Consider the following 19,567-nt stretch of genomic DNA (forward strand, 5'->3'; position numbering starts at 1 on the left):
GGCCCCACGGGCGGGTCGGGCGTCGGACCGGGTGCGGCCCCTGGTGCGGTCAGGCGTTGGGCCGGGTGCCCGCCCTGGCCGCCGCCGCCATCTCCTCCAGCCGCGCCAGCATCGGCATCGGGTCCACCCCCACCGTCCCCGGCAGGAAGTCGGCGATCTTCTCGGGGGTCCAGGCCCCGTCCGCGTACCCCGCGCGCAGCTCCCTCGGCTGGGCCCAGACCGCGATCTTCGGGCCCGCGATCGTGTACACCTGACCGGTGATCCGTTCGGCGCGGGCCCGTTCGCTCAGCAGGTACACGACGAGCGCCGCCACGTCCTCCGGCTCCCCGATCTCCGCCAGTTCCATCGGCACGTTGGCGGACATCCGGGTTCGGGCCACCGGGGCGACGGCGTTCGCCGTGACGCCGTACTTGTGCAGGCCGAGCGCCGCGCTGCGGACGAGCGAGATGATCCCGCCCTTGGCGGCGCTGTAGTTGGCCTGGGCCACGCTGCCCTGGTGGTTGCCGCTGGTGAAGCCGATCAGCGTGCCGCCGCCCTCCTGCTTGCGCATCACCGCGGACGCGGCGCGGAACACCGTGAAGGTGCCCTTGAGATGGGTGGCGAGAACCGGGTCCCACTCCTCCTCGGACATGTTGAACAGCATCCGCTCGCGCAGGATCCCGGCGACGCACACGACTCCGTCGATCCGCCCGAACCGGTCGAGCGCCGTGTCCACGATCCGCTGCCCGCCCGCCATCGTGGAGATGTCGTCGGCGACCGCGACCGCCTCCCCGCCCGCCGCCTCGATCTCCTTGACGACGGACCGCGCGACGTCGCTGCTCGGCTCGCCGCCCTCGATGGAGACGCCGTAGTCGTTGACGACGACCCGCGCCCCCTCGGCGGCGGCGGCGCGTGCGACCGCCCGCCCGATGCCCCGGCCGGCCCCCGTGACGGCGACCACCTTGCCTGCCAAGAAGTTCCCCATGCCCGGCCCCTTCCCGCGGTTTCTGACGGACCGTTAGATTTTATGGGTAGTCGGATGCTCCGGCACAAGACCCAGGAGGCCCCCATGTCCCTGCCGGCCGAGTTCCACGAGATCGCCAAGCGCGTCAACAACTGGGGCCGCTGGGGCGCGGACGACGAAACCGGCACGCTCAACCTGATCACCGACACGGTCGTACGGGAGGCCGCCGCCACCGTCCGCACCGGCCGCCGGATACCGCTCGCGCTGCCGCTCCAGCAGGACGGCGTACAGAGCGGGCTGATCCCGGGACGGGTCAATCCCCTCCACACCATGGTCCAGATCAACCAGGAACTCTTCGGCCCCGGCACGGTCGCCACCAGCGACGACGCCGTCACGATGGGACTCCAGGCGGCCACCCACTGGGACGCGCTCACCCATGCCTCGCACAGCGGGAAGATCTACAACGGCCGCCCCGCCGCCACCGTCACCGCCCACGGCGGCGCGGAGTTCAGCTCGATCGCCGCCGTGCCGCACCTCGTCTCGCGCGGGGTCCTGCTGGACGTGGCCCGCGCCCGGGGCGTCGACCGGCTGCCGGGCGACCACGCCGTCACCCCGGAGGACCTGGACGCGGCGGAGGATTTCGCGGGCCTGCGGGTCCGGGCCGGAGACATCGTGCTCGTACGGACCGGGCAGGTGCAGATCTGTCTGGCGGGCGACAAGCACGGCTACGGCTATCCGTCACCCGGCCTCTCGGTGCGGACACCCGAGTGGTTCCACGCACGCGACGTGGCCGCGGTCGCCAACGACACCCTCACGTTCGAGATCTTCCCGCCGGAGATCGAGGACCTGTGGCTGCCGGTGCACGCGCTCCATCTGGTCGAGATGGGCATGCTCCAGGGCCAGAACTGGAACCTCGAAGGTCTCTCCACCGCCTGTGCGGAGGAGCGGCGCCACGCCTTCCTGCTCTCGGCGATGCCGGAGCCCTTCGTCGGGGCCACCGGCACCCCGGTCGCCCCGGTCGCCATCCTGTGACGGCCGGAGCCCCGGTAGCGGCCGGATCCCCCGTGACGGCCGGAGCCCGTGGCGCCCGATGCCTCGCGGTGGCGCCTTTCGGTACCGCCGGTGCCGCCCGTGCCGCCGACGCCCGTTTTACAGGAAGGGGGTGAAGACCCTGCGGGACGGTTCGCGCGCCCCGGCACCCTGGGCGCCCACGCTCTGTGCGCCGACACCCTTCGCTCCGACACCCTTCGCTCCGACACCCTGCGTGCCGACGCCCTGCGCCCCGATGCCCCCGGAGGTGACCCCGGCCCCGGAATCCGCGACGGCCCCCGGCCCGGACAGATCCTGGAGCACCGGGACCAGCACCGGGCCGCCCCGGTCGACCTCGCACCAGATCCGCTTCCCCGCGCCCTCGGGCTGCCAGCCCCAGCGGTCCGCGAGGCCGTCCACCAGCTCCAGACCGCGGCCGTTGGTGTCGTCACCCTCGGCATGACGCTGGAGGGGCGGGCGGGCGCTGGCGTCGGCGACCTCGACGCGTACGGTCCCGGCGGCGCAGGTGCCCCCGGTCGAGCCGAAGAGCACCCTCAGCACGGCCGGACAGCCGGTGTGGACGACCGCGTTGGTGACCAGCTCCGAGATGAGCAGGATGAGCGTCTCGGCAAGCGGCTCGTCGTCCCCCATCCCGGACCCGACCAGGCGCGAACGCGCCCATCTGCGGGCCCGCCCCACCTCCGCGGGATCCGGCCCGACCTCCAGCTGAACCTGAAGCACCTGCACCGCTCACACCATCCGAACCGGCGGACACATCGCCTCGCGCCTCCTCAGGGTCACGGAACGTGATTCCCTCGGGATACAGCATGGTTGACGTACAGTCACCGCAACAAGCGCTTCGGGCATATTCCAGCGCGAAGGAGTACGCGTGGTGCATACTGTGCGACGCACGTTGCGGGGAGTCGAACAGGAGCGCGCCGACGCCTCGGGAATCGCTTCCCGGACAGGCCCCGCCGATCTCCTTGAGGTATGCGCGGGGCATCTCTCCCGGTCCGGAGCAGCCGCACAGGCCGCACCCGGATCGCCCGGTTCCAGAACCACTCGCATCCCACGGAGAGTACCCGAGCCCGGCGCCGACTCCGGCCGGTGACGAATCACGCAACGGACACAACCCGGTCTCGGCACGGTCCGGCTGCGCTGAGTCACACCCCACCCACAAGCTCGGCTGCCCTCTACACATGTATCGCCGGGTCCCGGTCCCGCTGCCCGCCGCCGCCCAGATCGGCCGCCAGAATCTCCTCCGAGGCCGCCGCCGTGAGCCACCGTGCCGAACGCACCCAGGCCCGTTTCAGGTGGAGGTGAACATCTGCTTCCCAGGTGAAGCCCATACCGCCGTGTATCTGGAGACAGTCCCGCGCATTGCCGACGGCGGCCTCGTCGGCGAGCAGTTTGGCGCCCGCGATCTCCGCGGGGTCGCCCGTCACAGCCGCCGCGTACACGGCGCAACGCGCCGGTTCGAGCCGGGCCACCATCTCGGCGCAAAGATGTTTGACCGCCTGGAACGACCCGATCGGGGTACCGAACTGCTCACGCCCACGGGCGTGTTGGACGGCCATTTCCAGGGTGCGGGCGGCACTTCCGAGCTGTTCGGCGGCGGTCAGCACCGCTCCCTCGCCACGCAGCCGCGCCGCGTCGCCGGGCAGCGGCTCCCCCTGTCCGGCCAGGTCCGTCAACCGGTGGAGCGGGGTGAACGGATCGAGCGAACGTACGGGGCGGGCCCCGCGCACCACGGCGCGCAACGGCTCCCCGGTCAGCACCCGCACGCCCTCCCCCAGGACGAGCACCGCGTCGGCGTCCGCCAGGTCCGCCACCGGACCGTCGCCGTCCGCCGCGGTCACCGCGGTCCGCCCCTCCGCGGCCCCCTCCACCGCACCGGCGGCGAGGTGGGTGGCCACCAGCGGTCCGGGCAGCAGCACCCGCCCCGCTTCCTCGAAGAGCAGCACGGCCTCGGGCAGCCCGAGGCCCACCCCGCCGCTGTCCTCCGGCAGCCGCAGCGCGAAGAACCCGGCCGCGCCGAGCTCCCCCCACAGGCCCCGGCCGGGGCCCTCGCCCCGGTCCAGGGCGGCCCGCATCCGGTCCCTGCCGAAGCGCCCTGCGAGCAGGTCGCGCACCCCTGCCCGCAGCGCCCGCTGATCCTCCGAGAGCTGGAAGTCCACAGTCCGCTCAGCGCCCCTTCGGCAGGCCGAGCATCCGCTCGGCGACGATGTTCCGCTGGATCTGCGAGGTGCCCGCGGCGATCGTGTACGAGAGGGAGGACAGCCGGTCCAGGACCCACTCCCGGTCCAGATCGAGGCTGTCCGCGCCGAGCACCTCGGCCGCCGCCGCGTACAGCTCCTGGCGGGCCTGCGAGTAGCGCAGCTTGAAGACCGACCCGCCGGTGCCGGGGACGCCGCCGCTGCGCTGGGCCTCGCTGACGTTCCACTGGGTGAGCCGCCACAGCGCCCGGAATTCCGCGTTCAGCCTGCCGAGCCGGCGGCGCAGCACCGGGTCGTCCCAGCGGCCGTTCGCCCGTGCGGCCGCCGCCAGTTCACCGAGGGTGCGACGGCAGGCGACGACCTCGCCGACGAAGGCCGTACCGCGTTCGAAGGAGAGGGTGACCATGGTGACCCGCCAGCCGTCGTTCTCCGCGCCGACGCGGTGGGAGACCGGCACCCGGACCTCGTCGAGGAACATCTCGGCGAACTCCGTGGATCCGGCGAGGGTGCGCAGCGGGCGGACGGTGACCCCGGGTGCGTCCATCGGCAGGGCGAGCCAGCTGATGCCGCGGTGTTTCGGCGCCTCCGGGTCCGTACGCACGAGCAGTTCGCACCAGTCGGCGACCTCGGCGTGCGAGGTCCAGATCTTCTGTCCGCTCACCACGTAGTGGTCGCCGTCCCGTACGGCCCGGGTGCGCAGCGCGGCCAGGTCGGAGCCCGCGTCCGGTTCGCTGAACCCCTGGCACCAGATCTCGTCGCCGCGCAGGACGGGCGGCAGCCAGCGGGCCCGCTGACCGGCCGTGCCCTCGGCGGCGATGGTGGGCCCGGCGTGCAGCAGCCCGACGAAGTTGGCGCCGACGTACGGGGCACCGGCCCGCTCGGTCTCCTCCAGGTAGATCAGGTGCTGGGTGGGGGTGGCGCCCCGGCCGCCCGCGTCGAGCGGCCAGTGCAGACCGGCGTACCCGGCGTCGTGGAGCATCCGCTGCCAGGCGGTGTCGTACGCGCGGCGGGCGGGCCAGTCGTCGGGCGGGGGCTTCGCGGGCAGCCCGGGGAGCACCGAGGCGAGCCACTTCCGCAGCCGCGCCCGGAACTCCTCCTCTTCCTCCGTGTACGTGAGATCCACGGCGCGGCCGCCTACGCGACCCGGTCCCGGTCGAGATCCAGACCGAGCATCCGGATCGCGTTTCCGCGCATCAGTTTGTAGACGGTCTCCTCGTCCAGTCCCTTGACGTGGTCGAGGGCGACCTCCTTGGTGTGGGGGAAGGTCGAGTCGACGTGCGGGTAGTCGGTCTCGAAGGTGGCGTTGTCGCGGCCGACGACGTCGAGGGACGCGATCCCGTGCTTGTCGCGGAAGAAGCAGCAGAAGATCTGCCGGTAGTAGTACGTGGACGGCGGCTCGGGGATCAGGTCGCGCACCCCGCCCCAGGCGCGGTGCTCCTGCCACACGTCGTCGGCGCGCTCCAGCGCGTACGGGATCCAGCCCATCTGGCCCTCGCTGTAGGCCAGCTTGAGGCGCGGGTGCTTCACCAGGACCCCGCTGAACAGGAAGTCCATCATCGAGGCCATGGCGTTGTTGAAGGAGAGCGACGCCTGGACGGCGGGCGGGGCGTCGGGGGAGGCCGCGGGCATCTGCGAGCTGGACCCGATGTGCATGTTCACGACCGTTCCGGTCTCCTGGCAGACCGCGAAGAACGGGTCCCAGTACCCGGTGTGGATCGACGGCAGACCGAGGTGGGTGGGGATCTCGGAGAAGGTCACCGCCCGCACCCCCCTGGCGGCGTTGCGCCTGATCTCCGCGACGGCCAGGTCGATGTCCCAGAGCGGGATGATGCAGAGGGGGATCAGCCGGCCGCCGCTGTCGCCGCACCACTCCTCGACCATCCAGTCGTTGTAGGCGCGCACACAGGCGAGGGCGACCTCCTTGTCGTGGGCCTCGGCGAAGGTCTGGCCGCAGAAGCGCGGGAAGGTGGGGAAGCAGAGGGACGCCTCGACGTGGTTGAGGTCCATGTCCTTGAGGCGTTCGGCCGGGTCCCAGCAGCCGGGCCGCATCTCCGAGCGGGTGATGCCCTCCAGGGTCATGTCGTCGCGGTCGAAGCCGACGGCGGCGATGTTGCGCTTGTACGGGAACTTCAGGTCCTCGTAGATCCACCAGTCGGTGGGCGGTCCGTCGGGGTCCATCGTGATGACGTACTTGCCTCCCGTGTACGCCAGCTCGCCGATGCCCGCCGTGAGCGGCTGCGGGCCGCGCTCGCGGTACTTGGCGGGCAGCCAGGTGGAGAAGAGGTGCGGTGGCTCGATCACATGGTCGTCGACGCTGACGATCCGAGGCAGTTCCGTCATGGTGTCCCCTTCGGCGCGCTCGGCCAATATCTGATGACCCGTCAGATTTACTTCGGCACCCAGGCTAGCCCCGCACCCCTGGACCGACAAGGCGCAGCGCTCTACGCTCTCCGCACTATCTGACTATCCGTCAGTTCAGAGGGGATCACCGTGGGAGCCGTGAACGACGGGAACACCGGAAACGCACCGGCGGGGGACGCGTCCGTGACGGACATCGCGCACGGCCTGGGCGCCTCCCGCACCTTCTGGGAGCTGATCGAACGCCGGGCCGCCCTGACCCCGGACCGTCCCGTACTCCTCCAGGGCGACCGCGGCCTCACCTTCGGCGAGCTGCGGAACCGCGCCGAACGGGTCGCCGCCGGATTGTACGAACTGGGGGTGCGCTCCGGCAGTGTGGTCGCCTGGCAGCTGCCGACCCGGCTGGAGACCGCCCTGCTGTCCTTCGCGCTGACCCGGCTCGGGGCGGTGCAGACGCCGGTCATCCCGTTCTACCGGGACCGCGAGGTGGGGTTCGCGCTGCGCGAGTCACAGGCCGGCTTCCTCGCCGTACCGGGCGTGTGGCGCGGCTTCGACCACACGGCGATGGCGCACCGCCTCGCCGGGGAACTGAAGCGCCCGCCGCTGGTCTTCGAGGCGTACGAGACGCTCCCGGACGCCGATCCGGCGCTGCTGCCGCCCCCTCCCGGGCCCGCCGACGGGACCGCGGTGCGCTGGATCTACTGGACCTCGGGCACCACGTCCGACCCGAAGGGCGTGCTGCACACCGACCGCAGCCTGATCGCGGCCGGCTCCTGTCTGGCCCACGCCCTGCGCCTGTCGGCGGACGACGTGGGCTCGATGGCGTTCCCGTTCGCCCATGTCGCCGGGCCCGACTACACCGTGATGCTGCTGCTGTACGGCTTCCCCGCGGTGATGTTCGAGCACTTCGCGCTGCCGGACGCGCTGGCGGAGTACCGGCACCACGGGGTGACGGTGGCGGGCGGATCGACCGCGTTCTACTCGATGTTCCTGGCCGAACAGCGCAAGGACCCGGACCGGAAGCTGATCCCCACCCTGCGGCTGCTCGCGGGCGGCGGGGCACCGAAACCCCCGGAGATCCACCGTGCGGTCGTCCACGAGATGGGCGTCGTGCTGACCCACGGCTACGGGATGACCGAGGTCCCGATGATCACCATGGGCGCCCCGGACGACACGGCGGAGCACCTCGCTCTGACGGAGGGCCGCCCCCCGGCGGGCATGGAGATCCGGATCACCGACGAGCGGGGAACGCCGCTCCCGTACGGCGCGGAGGGCGAGGTACGGCTGCGCGGCGAAGCGGTCTGCCAGGGCTATCTGAACCCGGACGCCTCGGCCCCGGTCTTCGACGACGAGAACTTCCTGATCACCGGAGACGTCGGCCGGCTCCAGGAGAGCGGCCACCTCACCCTGACCGGCCGCCTCAAGGACATCATCATCCGCAAGGGCGAGAACATCTCCGCCAAGGAGATCGAGGACCTGCTCCACCGCCACCCCGGCGTGGCCGACGCGGCGGTGATAGGTCTGCCGGACCCGGAGCGCGGGGAGCGGGTCTGCGCGGTGGTCGAACAGCCCACCGGGGCACCGGTCCTGACCCTGGCGGAGATCGCCGGACACCTGCGCACCGAGGGCCTCTCGGTGCACAAGGTGCCGGAACAGTTGGAAGTGGTGGACGCCCTGCCGCGCAACGAGACGCTGCGCAAGGTGCTCAAGTACAAGCTGCGGGAGCGGTTCGCCTGATCCGTGCGGGACCGCACGGGCCGCCCGCGGGCGAACGCCCGCTACAGGGCTTCCAGTTCGGCCTGGAGGACCGGGTCGTCCAGGCCCGGCAGGGTGTAGCCCACCGGCTCCTGCCACGCGACCGCGCCGTCGTCGATCGCCACATGCCACTCGGCGTCGGGCACGGCCCGGCGCAGCTCGGTCATGGAGCCCAGCAGATGGCGGAGCTGCGGGAAGGTGCGGGCGGGTTCGAAGGAGAGCTTGGTGGATCCGGCCAGGACCTCCTCGGGCTCGTCCCCGCACGTGTCGTACAGGTGGAGTCCTTCCTCGTCGTCGTAGGGATACGTGGCTTCGCGCACGGTCACGACCCGCTGGACGGCAGCGGTCTCGGCCGGGCTCAGGGGCGTGTCGCGGCGGGCCGAGTAGTAGAGGGAGACGCTCATGGGTGGAGCGTAGAACGGGGCACTGACAACGCCCCGGGTCCGGGCGCACGGAGGCGGGGCACGGACGGCGGCTCGGCACGTCCGCACCCCGCCCCCGGCCGGGAAACCGGAAAGCCGGGAAACCAGGAAGGAGAGGGGAAGGGGAAGGGTTTACGCGTCCGGCTCGATCACCGTGAAGTAGCTGGCGAACGCGGCCACCGCGTCGCTCTCGGCGACCCGGCCGTCCCGGTCGGCGTCCAGGCTCTGGGCGGCGACGCTCGCGATCTCGCCACTGGCGCCGAGGACTCTCAGCGCCCGCTCCACGGCCGCCACCGAGGCTGCCCCGCCGTTCTCGCCGTCCGCGACGGCGATGGCCGCCCGCAGGAAGGGGCGGGCGATCTCCGCGAAGCGCTCGGGGTTGTCGCGCAGCCGTTTCACGGCTCCGCCCACGAACTCCTCACGGGTGACCCGCTGGTCCCCGTCCACATCGGCGATCCCCGCCATGCCCTGCCAGAACGCCTCGGCCCCGGTGTAGAGCGCCTGGCCCTTGTCGCAGCGGGCCGTCGTACCGAACTCGGCGAGCAGACGGGCCGCGGCTGCGTTGAAATCGGCGCGATCGATGTATCCGTTGCCGTCCTGGTCGAAGGCGGCGAACCGGTGCGCGATCTTGCGCTCGTACTCTGCGCTGTCCATGCGGGGAGCGTACGACGCCCGGAGCCCTCACGTGTCACTAACGCACGCCACCCATGTGACAACCTGGTATTAACCAGGGCTTCAGGCGGAGAGCGGCTGGGCTTCCTCGTCGACGGCCGCCGCCGCGTCGGAGAAAACCGCGAAGAGCCGGCGCACCCCGAGCGCGGCGAGCACCCGGTTGACGTGGGAGCCGTCCTCGGCCCCCCGGGCCGGGAGAATCAGCCGCAGCCGGCCGCCGCAGGACTTCATCAGACGGCGCGAGGCGATCAGCACGCCGACACCGCTGGAATCGCAGAAGAAGACGTCCGACAGGTCGAGCACCACGTCGTGGCGGCCCTCGGCGACCGCGTCGTGCACGGACTGACGGACGACGGGTGAGGTCACCAAATCCAGTTCACCCCGGATCCTCAGCACGGTCCACGCGCCCTGTTCGGTCTCGTCCACCTTCAGTGTCACGCGACTGGACCTCTCGTTCCGGGGGGCTCCCGACGATGCGGAAGTTTCCGTTCCTCCTCGCGGCTGCCCCACCGCTCATCCATGAAACACCGACCCACTCAAAAAGGAACAGAGGGTTTCCTGCGGAAATGATCACTTCGGGTCTGTTTCTCCTGCCGAGAGCACGGGCGGGTGACACATTCCCTACCATCCCTGGCCCTTCACCGTGCGGAGTTGAGGGAAACGTGCGTGATTGAGCGGTGCCGCCGACTACATTCGGAGTGACGAGCGGCACAGGACAGGGCAGATCGGGACAGAGCAGGGCACGGAGCAGGGCACAGGGCTGGGGCTGGGGGTTTCATGGCGAAGGACGCACCTCCCCGCTGGGACCGCAGGATGCAGCAACGGCTGGCACGCGGCGAGGCGGCGGCGCTCGGCGAGCTCTACGACCGGTTCGCCGCGCTGGTCCACAGCCAGGCGAACCGGATGCTCGACGACGAGGACGCCGCCGACCTGGTGACCCGCGAGGTCTTCGGCCAGGTCTGGGAGAACCCCGACGCGTACGACCCCCAGCAGGGCTCGATGCGGTCCTGGGTGGCCCGGCTCACCCACCGCCAGTCCGTGAAGCGGCTGCGCACGACGGCAGCCTCCTCCTACGAGGAGGAGCACGGGCACGGCGCCGTCCTCGACCCGGAGAAGCTGGAGCGGCGCGTGCGCAGGGCCACCGCCGCGGCCCGCGCCGACTACATCGTCGCCTCCATGCCCGCACCCCTGCGCGCCGCGCTGGAACTCGCGTACATCCAGCGCCGGGACTACCGGCAGACCGCGGCCGACCTCGGAGTGACCGAGGACGAGGCCAGGCGACGGCTCCGGCTGGGACTCCAACTGCTGTCCACCGCGAACGCCCGGCCACTGGAAGGGTCCTCGCCACCCGGTTACGGTCGGACACGGTGACCGGCGAGGACGACGACGGCCGCGAGAGCCGGGGGCGCGACGACGAGGTACGGGGCGCGCCGCGCATACCGGCACCCCGTGGCGCCGCGGACGACCTCGACGACCTGGACCTCGCCGCCGTCATGCGCAGGGCCTCCCTCCAGGACGTACGGCGCGAGCCCCCGGCGGAGGAACCCGCGCCCGAGGCGCCCACGCCGCAGGCGCCCCCAGCCGTCGAACGCGCGCCCGAGGCGCCCCCGGCCGCGGCATCGGCGCCGGTCTCCCCCGCGCCGGACGAGCACCCACCCGAGGCGCCCTCGGCCGAAGCGCCCGCCGCCCCTACGGAACCGGAGCCCGAGGTGATGTCGGCCGCGCCGGTCCTCTCCCACCAGGTCCTCAAATCCCTCCTCGGTGCCTGGGCCCTCTCGGCCTGCTCGGCCGGGGAGACCGCGGCCGTAGAGGATCACCTCACCGAGTGCGCCATCTGCGCGGACGAGGCCCTGCGGCTGCGCGACGCGGTGGGGCTGCTGCACACCGACCGCTCCCTGGACCTCGACCCGACGCTGCGTTCCCGGGTGATCGACGGCTGCCTGGGGCGTCGTCCGGCCGAGATCCCCGTACCCGGCTGGGCCGCACCGTACGACGCCGAGACCGCGCGGCTCGATGCCCTGCTCCGGGACATCGGCGACGCGGAATGGCACGCCCCGGTGCGGCTGAAGTGGTTCGAGAGCGAGCGCGCGGTCCACCGCAGAACGACGGTCGCCGGGGTGATCGGCCATCTCACGGCAGTCGACGGGCTGGTCTCCGCGGCCCTCGGCCTCGACGACCCGGTCGGGACCGGCGATGTGCCGCTCTCCCCCACCGAGCGCACCGAAACGTACTGGTCGGCCGCGCGCCTGCCACCCACCCGGACCGTCCGTGAACCCTGGCGCGACCAGACCCACGAGCTGATCCGCACGGTGTCCTTCGCCGGCCGCGACATCGCGGACCACTCCGTCTCCTACGGGGACTTCGCCCTCCCGCTCCGGGACTCGCTGCTGGACCGGGCGTTCGAGTGCTGGATGCACGGCGGGGACATCGCCGACGCCGTGGACTACCCGTACGGGGCACCGTCCGCCCCGCATCTCCACCGGATAATCGACCTGGCGGCCCGGCTGCTCCCGGCCGCCCTCGCCGGTCGCCGTCGTACGGGTCTGGCCGCACCGGCCAAGGAACTGGTCATGGCCGGTTCACCGGGCCGCTCGCTCCATCTGGAGGTCGAGGGGCACGGCGGCGGCAACTGGTACATCGCGCTGGACTCCCCGGCCGCCGTCGGCTCCCCCGATCACGCGGTGGCACAGGTCGCGCTCGACGGGGTGGAGTTCTGCCGGCTGGTCGCGGGCCACATCTCGCCGGTGGACGCGGCGGCGGGCCAGGAGGGCGACCGCGAGGCGATCCGCGACGTGCTGTTCGCGGCGGCCTCGCTCAGCCGCCTGTAGACAGCCCTTGGCGCCCGACCGGCAGGTGCGACCGGCCGGCAGGTGCGACCGGCCCGACCGGTCGAGCTGTTCGAGCCGGTCGCGGTCCCGCTACGCGAAGATCACCGTACGGCGGCCGTTGAGCAGAATCCGCCGCTCCGCGTGCCACTTCACCGCGCGCGCGAGCGCCTGGCACTCCACGTCGCGGCCGATCGCCACGAGCTGGTCCGGCGTCACGTCGTGGCCGACCCGCTCGACCTCCTGCTCGATGATCGGGCCCTCGTCGAGGTCAGCGGTCACATAGTGCGCGGTCGCGCCGATCAGCTTCACACCGCGCGCATGGGCCTGGTGGTACGGCTTCGCGCCCTTGAAGCTCGGCAGGAACGAGTGGTGGATGTTGATGATCCGGCCGCTCAGCCGCTTGCAGAGGTCGTCCGAGAGGACCTGCATGTACCGGGCCAGGACGACCAGTTCGACGTCCTCCTCGCGCACCAGCTCCAGCAGCCGCGCCTCGGCGTCCGCCTTGTTCTCCTTGGTCACCGGAAGGTGCCGGAAGGGGATGCCGTACGAGGCGACGAGCTCGGCGAACTCCGTGTGATTGGAGACGACGGCCGCGATCTCGACCGGCAGCGCGCCGATCCGGGAGCGGAACAGCAGGTCGTTCAGGCAGTGCCCGAACCTGCTGACCATCAGCACGATCCGCATCCGGTCCGAGGACCGGTGGATCTGCCAGTCCATCCGGAAGGAGTCCCCGATGGCCGCGAAGCTGGCCCGCAGCTTGTCCACCGTCACCGGGGAGTCCGCCGAGAAGTGGACGCGCATGAAGAACAGACCCGTGTCGTGGTCGCCGAACTGCTGACTGTCCTCGATGTTGCACCCGGTCATGAAGAGATAGCTCGACACGGCGTGCACGATGCCCTGTTTGTCGGGGCACGAAAGGGTGAGGACGTACTGCTCGGATACGGCGTCCGAGGCGGCGGGAGAGGCGGGCTGCGGCGCGGTCATCCCCGTAGGGTGCCACACCCGCCCGGTCTCAGGCGGCCCTGGTCATGATGCGGATGACGTCCAGGGAACGGGGCGGGATGTCCGGATCCTCGGCGTCGTTCGTGGCGAGCATCACATGCGCCTCGCGGGCCGCCCGGACGGCCTCCGGCCATCCGTGATGTTCCAGATAGGCGGATACGGGGGCGTCCGCGCCGACCTGGTGCATGATGCGCAGCACCCGCAGCGCGGCGACATCGACGGCGGCGGCCTCACCGGAGTCCCGGAAGATCGTCCCGACGTATTTCTCGGCGGACCAGTTGTCGAGCCAGGTGTCCTCGACCAGGCGGTACACGGCGTCGGTGACGTCCCCGTACCCTTCCCGGCCGGCCAGCCAGCACTCGTGGTGGAAGGTGGGGTCGGAGAGCATGTGCAGCGCCGAGCGCACGTTGGTGCGCCAGCGCCACCACGGCATGTCATTGAGCGGCATGCCGCCCATGGTGGAGGAGCGACGGCCGCGACGGGAAGTGTTCTCCGAACCTTGCTGCACGGTTGTCGATCGTACGTTCCCTTTTCCCGTGTGCGTACGGGCCCCCGCAATTCACCTCGATGTCACCGAGCGTTGAACGGAGCACTCTGCGGCGTTACCCGAGGGGCGGAAATGTACAGACCTATGACCGGACGGCGACGCCCCACCTCCCCCCGCCCCTACAGGTTCCTCACATGTACGGCGGCGGCCGGGGCAGTCCTGATATCCGGCTGCGGTGTGCTCCCTGGGGCCTCGGGGGGCTCCAGGGGGCCCGTCACCGTGATGACGTGGGCGCCCGACCGTTCGGAGGACGCCGACGCGGTGAACATGTCGGGGATGCCGGCGATGGCGAAGACGTACGCCCGCTGGGTCAACGAGCGGGGCGGCATGGGCGGGCACGAGCTGCGCGTGATCGTCTGCAACGAGGGCGACACCTCCGTCGGCGCGGAGAAGTGCGCCCGGGACGCGGTCCGGCGGAAGGTGACCGCGGTCGTCGGGTCCTACAGCCGGCACGGACGGTCCTTCATGGCCCCGCTGGAGGCCGCCGGAATTCCGTACATCGGTGGGTACGGGGCCTCCGACGAGGAGTTCACCAGCTATGTCTCCTACCCGGTCAACGGCGGCCAGTCGGCGCTCCTGGCGGGCAACGGCAAGCAGCTGGCGGCCGGTTGCGACCAGGTGTCGCTGGTGCGGCCCGACTCGATCGCCGGCGACGGTATGCCCTCGCTCCTCAACACCAGCCTCCTGGCGGCCGACCGGCCCGAGGCCGTCGACATCCTGGCCCCGGAAACCGCCACGTCGTACGCCGACCAGGCGACGAAGGCGCTGGAGCAGGCGGGCGACGGCTGTGTGACGGCGGTGCTCGGCGAACGCACGGAGACCTTCTTCGACTCCTTCCGCCGGCTCGAACCGGAAGGCGGCGGAGTGCGGATCTCCTCCGTGCTCGGCAGCGTCGGCCAGCCGCTCATCGACCGCACGGGCGGCCGGAACAGCCCGTTCGAAGGGGCCTACGTCACCGGCTGGTACCCGGATTCGGGCGACGCGCGCTGGGACGGGATGCGCGAGGTGATCCGGAAGCACGCGTTCGGCGACAACCGCGTCGACCCGGAGGACACGGGCGTGCAGACCACCTGGATCGCGTACACGGCGCTGAAGGCCGTCGTCGAGTCGCTCGGCGACTCCACGGTCACCTCCGGCCGGGTCACCGCCGCCCTCAACCACGGTGTGCGGGTCGACACCGGCGGACTGACCCCGGTCCTGCGCTGGCGCTACAAGGACATGGTCGGCTCATCCGCGTATCCGCGCATCGTCAACGGGAAGGTGACGTTCCAGGTGGTCCGTGAAGGCCGTCTCGTCGCCGACAGGAAGGGCTTCGTGGATGTCACGGAGACCCTGTCCGACGCCCCGAACACCGTGGGCTGAGCCGCCGGTCGGCTCTCCGGCGGACCTTCAGCGGCTCTTCGTGCCTCCTGCGGGCCTTCGGCTCCCCGACAGCCGGTCGGCTCTCCGGCTGCCGGAGAGCCGAAGGCCCGCAGGAGAGCCGCCGCAGCTCAGAGCTGGGTCGGGGCGTGCTTGGTCAGGCCGTACTTCTCGGCGATGGCGTTCCACAGCGGCGACGCCTTGGCCTTGGCCTTGCTCGCGTCACCGCTGCGCATGGTGGCCTGCACCGTCTCGTTGGTCGACCTGGCCTTGCCGCCCTTGCACACCTTCTTGTTGTTCTTGGCCTGCCCGGCCCACGCGGCGTAATGGTCGTCGGCCGACGCGGACGCCTCCCACGCCTTGGTCAGCGAGGCGGTCAGCGCGGCATGGTCGGGCAGCTTGTCCACCGTGAGCCCCTGGAGCCTGGTCACCAGATCACGTCGCTGCTGGGCCGCGCCCTTCAGATCGGTGGCCGCCTGGTCCAGCGCCTGGCAGGACTTGATCTTCTCCACGGCGCCGATCACCGCGGAACGGCTGTTGTTGCTGTCGGCCAGCAGCTTGTCGAGCGCCTGGGCCTGCGGCTCGGCGGGGTCGGCCGCCTGGGTGCCGGTCTTCTCGGCCGAGGGACTCTGCGCGGACACCGGCTGCTTGTCGTCCTTCTTGTCGTCGTCGCCACCGCTCATCAGCGCGCCCGCGCCGAGCCCGATGACGGCGCAGCCGGCGACGACCGCGGCGATCAGCGCGACGTGCGGGCGCCGCTTGCGCGGCGCGGGGCCGCCGTCCTGATGCTGCTGCGGCGGCTCCTGCGGCCCGCCCGCCCCCGGGAAGGCCTGAGGTCCCGGCCGGTACGCCTGCGGGGCCTGCGGCGGCAACTGCCCGCTCGGCGGCCCCTGCTGCTGCGCCTGGTACTGCTGCTGCGGATCCGGCTGCTGCCCCTGCTGCTGCGCGGGGTCGAAGTGCGGCATCTGCTGCGTGGCACCCGCGGGCGCCTCGTTGCGGAACAGGTTGTCGAACTCCGCGGGCGGCTGCCGGTCCCCCGGCGCCCCCGGCCTGATCCCGTACGGGGCACCCCCGGGCACCGGCGGTATGTACTGCGTCGCGTCCGCGTCCGCCGCCTGCGGGGCGGGGCCGGACTGCGGCACCTGCCCCATGTACGCCGTGGACTCGGCGGACCGCTCGGGCGGCAGCCCACCGGCACCGGGCCCACCCGGAACCGGTCCGGGCCCACCGGGAACGGGCGCGATGAACTGCGTGGCGTCCGCGTCCCCGCCGGGCGCGCCGGCAACGGCGCCCGGTCCCGCCTCGGGCGGCAGCGGCTGCGCGTACGGCTGGGGCCGCCCCTGCTGCGGAGGCTGCTGATACGCGCCCGGCTGCTGCTGCGGCGCCTGCTGGTACGCACCGGGCTGCTGGGGCTGCTGGTACGCACCCGGCTGCTGCGGTTGCTGATACGACCCGGGCTGCTGCGGCTGCTGATACGGGTCGGGCTGCTGGGGCTGCTGGTACGCACCCGGCTGCTGAGGCTGCTGGTACGGCCCCGGCTGCGCGGGCGGCAACTGCTGCGCCTGCGGATATCCCTGCCCGCCCGGCCCCTGCTGCCCCGGTGCCTGGGCGTCCGGGTGCGGTGGCTGAGCAGTCTGCGGCCCCCAGGGCTGCCCCCATGGCTGCCCGCCCGCCGGCACGGCCTGCTCGGCCGGGCCGCCCGCGTCGCCCCCAGGGATCCACGGGGCACCACCGTCTGCGGGCAGCACGACCCCTTCGTGCGCGGGCCGTACAGCAGGGAGCTGCCGCTCGTCACCCTGTCCGCTCTGCGTCACCGGGACTCCTACGTGTAAACCTACGGAATCGTCGGCTCACGCTATCGGGTGGTCGCCCGCCTCCGCCAAGCGCGTGATGCCACTCACCACCCCTTCACACGCCGGGTAACACCGAGCGCTCTTAAGACGCTGTTAAGGGGCGACTTCCCGATTCCGCGGTTCGGACCGCGGTGCCGCCGCGGATCGGCCGCGGTTCGGACTGCGGTGCCGCCGCGGTTCGGGCCGCGGTTCGGGCCGCCCCCGTGACCTCTTCTCAGGCCGCCTGAAGCTCCAGTCGCGCGCCGAACTCCCGTACCGCCGCCTCGTCCCCGTACGGCAGGAGCCGCTGCTGGAGGTCATCGAGATATTCCGCACCCCGGCTGGAGCGCACCGTTCCCAGCAGCTCCATCGCCCGCATCCCCGTGTGGCAGGCCCGCTCCACCTCGCGCTGCTGCACCTGAGCCGTGGCCAGGAGCACCAGCCCGATGCCGCGACGCCGCGTCCGGGACTCCGGCAGGGCGGCCAGGGCCTCCTTCGCCCGGCGCGCGGCGGGTTCCGCCTGCCCCAGGTCGCGGTGGCAGTGCGCCAGCTCGTCCGCGAGATACCCCGCGTCGAAGTGGGCGATCCAGTCCGGGTCGTCACCGGTGTCCGGGTCGGCGTGCTCCATGGCCGCCAACGCCCGGCCCGCCACCGCCTGGCAGGTGCGGGCGTCGCCCAGCAGCGCGTGTCCGCGGGCCTCCGCCGCGTGGAACATCGCTTCCGCCCTCGGCGTCACCCGTCCGCGCGCCCCCTCCTGCGCGGCCCGTGCCAACTGGGCGATCTCCCTGGGGTTGCCGAGCTGCGCGGCGAGGTGGCTCATCGACGCGGCCAGCACATAGCCGCCGTACGCCCGGTCCCCCGCGGCCTGGGCCAGGCGCAGCGCCTGGATGTAGTACCGCTGGGCGAGGCCCGGCTGGCCGGTGTCGATCGCCATGTAGCCGCCGAGCTCGGTGAGCCGTGCGACCGCGCCGAACAGCTCCCGGCCGACCGCCTCGCGATACGCCCCCGAAAGCAGCCCGGAGACCACGCTGTTGAGGTAGTGGACCAGCACCGGACGCACATGTCCGCTGCCGAAACGGTGGTCGAGGTCGACGAGCGCGGCCGTCATCGCCCGTACCGCCTCCACGTCCGACATGCCGACGCGCGCCCCGGCCGTCCGGGCGACCTGCGGGTCGGCGCCCGTGATCAGCCAGTCCCTGCTGGGTTCCACGAGGGCGGAGGCGGCCACCGTCGAACCGGTCAGCAGATCGCGGCGGCCCACATCGCTGCGCCACAGCTCGCAGACCTGCTCGATCGCGCCCATCACCGTCGGCGCGAACTGGAGGCCGACGCCGGAGGCCAGATTCTTGCCGTTGGCCATGCCGATCTCGTCGATCGTGACCGTACGGCCGAGCTTGCGTCCGAGCGCCTCGGCGATGATTCCCGGTGCCCTGCCGCGTGGTTGCTGACCGCGCAGCCACCGGGCCACGGACGTCTTGTCGTAACGGAGATCGAGTCCGCGTTCGGCGCCGACCATGTTGACGCGTCGTGCGAGACCCGCGTTGGAGCAAGCCGCTTCCTGAATGAGTGTCTGAAGCCGTTCGTTCGGCTGGCGGGCTACGAGTGGCCTGGCTGCCATGTTTCCCCCTTGATGGACAGAGATGGATTCGCGTGATGCGCGGAGACAGAGATGGATGGATACGCGGTGATCGATGAACGGATCACTGCCCGGCGGATACACAAGAAATGCGCATATTCCAACGGCATTCGGTACGAGCACGGCGAGTTGCTCAGTTCTGCATGGGGCTACCCACACACTGACGCACCGCCGCACGCGCGCCCCCGCCCATGCATCCATGCGCCCCGTACGGGGGACCGATGCGCCGTGACGCGTACGCCACGCCCGTAACCCCAGGTGGCGGCGGGAGTTGTGCTCTGCGTGGAAGAGACCATCGGAGTCACGAAGCAGGCGCACGTCCCCCAACAGCGAGGCGAGCAACTGCTCGACGCCGCCGTGCGGTACACGGAAGAGCGCCACTGGGACGTGTTCCCCGGCACCTGGCTGGAGGCGGTGGGCGGCCGGGAGCGCTGCTCCTGCGAGGACGACGGCTGTGCCGCCCCCGGAGCGCACGCTCCCCGGCCCGACTGGGCGGGCCAGGCGACCGGCAGCGCCGCCGCCGCCCGCCGGATGTGGTCCAAGCACCCCAGGGCCTCGGTCCTGCTGCCGACCGGACGGACCTTCGACGCGATCGACGTTCCCGAGTCCGCGGGCTTCCTGGCGCTGGCCCGGATGGAGCGGATGGGTCTGACGCTCGGCCCGGTCACCTGCACCCCCGACCGCCGGATGCTGTTCTTCGTCCTGCCCGGCGCCGCGGTCAAGGTCGCCGAGCTGGTACGGACCCTGGGCTGGAACGCCGGGGCGATCGACCTGGTGGGCCACGGCGACGGCCACTACGTGGCGGGGCCGCCGACCCGGGTCGGGGGACGCGGCGCCGTGCAGTGGGCGCGCCGCCCCACCCACGCCAACCGGTGGCTGCCGGATGCCGAGGAGCTGATCAGCCCGCTCGCCTACGCCTGCGCGCGCGAGGCGGCGGACGCTCGGGCACGCCTTTCGTAGGGTGGTCC

The 19,567-nt window shown here is 71.8% G+C and carries 18 protein-coding genes; 6 read left to right on the top strand and 12 right to left on the bottom strand.

Features of this window, described 5'->3' with window-relative positions:
- Positions 1 to 49 precede the first annotated feature (49 nt).
- Positions 50 to 964, bottom strand: coding sequence for an SDR family oxidoreductase (locus tag A6A29_RS04345; protein ID WP_073718528.1), 915 nt, complete (start codon positions 962 to 964; stop codon positions 50 to 52).
- Positions 965 to 1,048: 84 nt separating this feature from the next.
- On the opposite strand from A6A29_RS04345, the gene A6A29_RS04350 reads away from it, so the two are divergent.
- Positions 1,049 to 1,975: a cyclase family protein gene (locus tag A6A29_RS04350; RefSeq protein ID WP_073718996.1), complete on the top strand. Its 927-nt coding sequence runs from the start codon at positions 1,049 to 1,051 to the stop codon at positions 1,973 to 1,975.
- A gap of 117 nt (positions 1,976 to 2,092) precedes the next feature.
- Here A6A29_RS04350 and A6A29_RS04355 read toward each other — a convergent pair whose 3' ends face one another.
- The 4 genes from A6A29_RS04355 to A6A29_RS04370 form a co-directional block, all read right to left on the bottom strand.
- Positions 2,093 to 2,719: an ATP-binding protein gene (locus tag A6A29_RS04355; RefSeq protein WP_079182561.1), complete on the bottom strand. Its 627-nt coding sequence runs from the start codon at positions 2,717 to 2,719 to the stop codon at positions 2,093 to 2,095.
- A gap of 446 nt (positions 2,720 to 3,165) precedes the next feature.
- Positions 3,166 to 4,149, bottom strand: a complete 984-nt coding sequence (locus A6A29_RS04360) for an acyl-CoA dehydrogenase family protein (RefSeq protein WP_073718529.1) — start codon at positions 4,147 to 4,149, stop codon at positions 3,166 to 3,168.
- A gap of 7 nt (positions 4,150 to 4,156) precedes the next feature.
- A complete protein-coding gene (locus A6A29_RS04365; RefSeq protein WP_073718530.1) occupies positions 4,157 to 5,311 on the bottom strand; it encodes an acyl-CoA dehydrogenase in 1,155 nt (384 codons plus the stop codon).
- 11 nt (positions 5,312 to 5,322) lie between these two features.
- On the bottom strand, positions 5,323 to 6,528 hold the full coding sequence (locus A6A29_RS04370) for an amidohydrolase family protein (protein ID WP_073718531.1): 1,206 nt from the start codon (positions 6,526 to 6,528) through the stop codon (positions 5,323 to 5,325).
- Between the two features lie 204 nt (positions 6,529 to 6,732).
- Between A6A29_RS04370 and A6A29_RS04375 the strand changes: the two genes are divergently transcribed.
- Positions 6,733 to 8,283, top strand: coding sequence for a class I adenylate-forming enzyme family protein (locus A6A29_RS04375; RefSeq protein ID WP_073718997.1), 1,551 nt, complete (start codon positions 6,733 to 6,735; stop codon positions 8,281 to 8,283).
- Between the two features lie 41 nt (positions 8,284 to 8,324).
- On the opposite strand, the gene A6A29_RS04380 is transcribed toward A6A29_RS04375, so the two are convergent.
- From A6A29_RS04380 to A6A29_RS04390, 3 genes are all read right to left on the bottom strand, one after another.
- A complete protein-coding gene (locus A6A29_RS04380; RefSeq protein ID WP_073718532.1) occupies positions 8,325 to 8,705 on the bottom strand; it encodes a hypothetical protein in 381 nt (126 codons plus the stop codon).
- Positions 8,706 to 8,855: 150 nt separating this feature from the next.
- On the bottom strand, positions 8,856 to 9,377 hold the full coding sequence (locus tag A6A29_RS04385; protein WP_073718533.1) for an EF-hand domain-containing protein: 522 nt from the start codon (positions 9,375 to 9,377) through the stop codon (positions 8,856 to 8,858).
- 81 nt (positions 9,378 to 9,458) lie between these two features.
- Entirely contained in the window at positions 9,459 to 9,833 is a 375-nt protein-coding gene (locus A6A29_RS04390) for an STAS domain-containing protein (protein WP_073718534.1), read from the bottom strand.
- 339 nt (positions 9,834 to 10,172) lie between these two features.
- Here A6A29_RS04390 and A6A29_RS04395 point away from each other — a divergent pair, with 339 nt between their 5' ends.
- Both A6A29_RS04395 and A6A29_RS04400 read left to right on the top strand, forming a co-directional pair.
- Entirely contained in the window at positions 10,173 to 10,766 is a 594-nt protein-coding gene (locus A6A29_RS04395) for an RNA polymerase sigma factor (protein ID WP_073718535.1), read from the top strand.
- Positions 10,763 to 12,223, top strand: coding sequence for a maleylpyruvate isomerase N-terminal domain-containing protein (locus tag A6A29_RS04400; RefSeq protein WP_073718536.1), 1,461 nt, complete (start codon positions 10,763 to 10,765; stop codon positions 12,221 to 12,223). Before A6A29_RS04395 ends, A6A29_RS04400 begins: the two co-directional genes overlap by 4 nt.
- Before the next feature lie 90 nt (positions 12,224 to 12,313).
- Here the strand turns inward: A6A29_RS04400 and purU are convergent, their stop codons facing one another.
- Together purU and A6A29_RS04410 are read right to left on the bottom strand one after the other, a co-directional pair.
- Positions 12,314 to 13,207, bottom strand: coding sequence for a formyltetrahydrofolate deformylase (gene purU / locus A6A29_RS04405; protein WP_073718537.1), 894 nt, complete (start codon positions 13,205 to 13,207; stop codon positions 12,314 to 12,316).
- 28 nt (positions 13,208 to 13,235) lie between these two features.
- Positions 13,236 to 13,682 (bottom strand): SCO4402 family protein, encoded by a 447-nt coding sequence (locus A6A29_RS04410; protein WP_073718538.1) that lies wholly within the window; start codon positions 13,680 to 13,682, stop codon positions 13,236 to 13,238.
- Between the two features lie 174 nt (positions 13,683 to 13,856).
- Here A6A29_RS04410 and A6A29_RS04415 point away from each other — a divergent pair, with 174 nt between their 5' ends.
- Positions 13,857 to 15,134 carry an ABC transporter substrate-binding protein gene (locus A6A29_RS04415; RefSeq protein ID WP_073718539.1) on the top strand — a complete coding sequence of 426 codons (1,278 nt, stop codon included), beginning with the start codon at positions 13,857 to 13,859 and terminating at the stop codon, positions 15,132 to 15,134.
- A 128-nt stretch (positions 15,135 to 15,262) separates the two neighbouring features.
- Here the strand turns inward: A6A29_RS04415 and A6A29_RS04420 are convergent, their stop codons facing one another.
- Both A6A29_RS04420 and A6A29_RS04425 read right to left on the bottom strand, forming a co-directional pair.
- Positions 15,263 to 16,945 carry a hypothetical protein gene (locus A6A29_RS04420; protein ID WP_198952982.1) on the bottom strand — a complete coding sequence of 561 codons (1,683 nt, stop codon included), beginning with the start codon at positions 16,943 to 16,945 and terminating at the stop codon, positions 15,263 to 15,265.
- Between the two features lie 253 nt (positions 16,946 to 17,198).
- Positions 17,199 to 18,581 (bottom strand): transcriptional regulator, encoded by a 1,383-nt coding sequence (locus A6A29_RS04425; protein ID WP_073718541.1) that lies wholly within the window; start codon positions 18,579 to 18,581, stop codon positions 17,199 to 17,201.
- Between the two features lie 291 nt (positions 18,582 to 18,872).
- On the opposite strand from A6A29_RS04425, the gene A6A29_RS04430 reads away from it, so the two are divergent.
- Positions 18,873 to 19,559 carry a bifunctional DNA primase/polymerase gene (locus tag A6A29_RS04430; protein ID WP_073718542.1) on the top strand — a complete coding sequence of 229 codons (687 nt, stop codon included), beginning with the start codon at positions 18,873 to 18,875 and terminating at the stop codon, positions 19,557 to 19,559.
- The last annotated feature ends 8 nt before the right edge of the window (positions 19,560 to 19,567 follow it).

This window comes from Streptomyces sp. TSRI0281, assembly GCF_001905125.1.
In the GTDB taxonomy this organism is placed as follows: Bacteria; Actinomycetota; Actinomycetes; order Streptomycetales; family Streptomycetaceae; genus Streptomyces.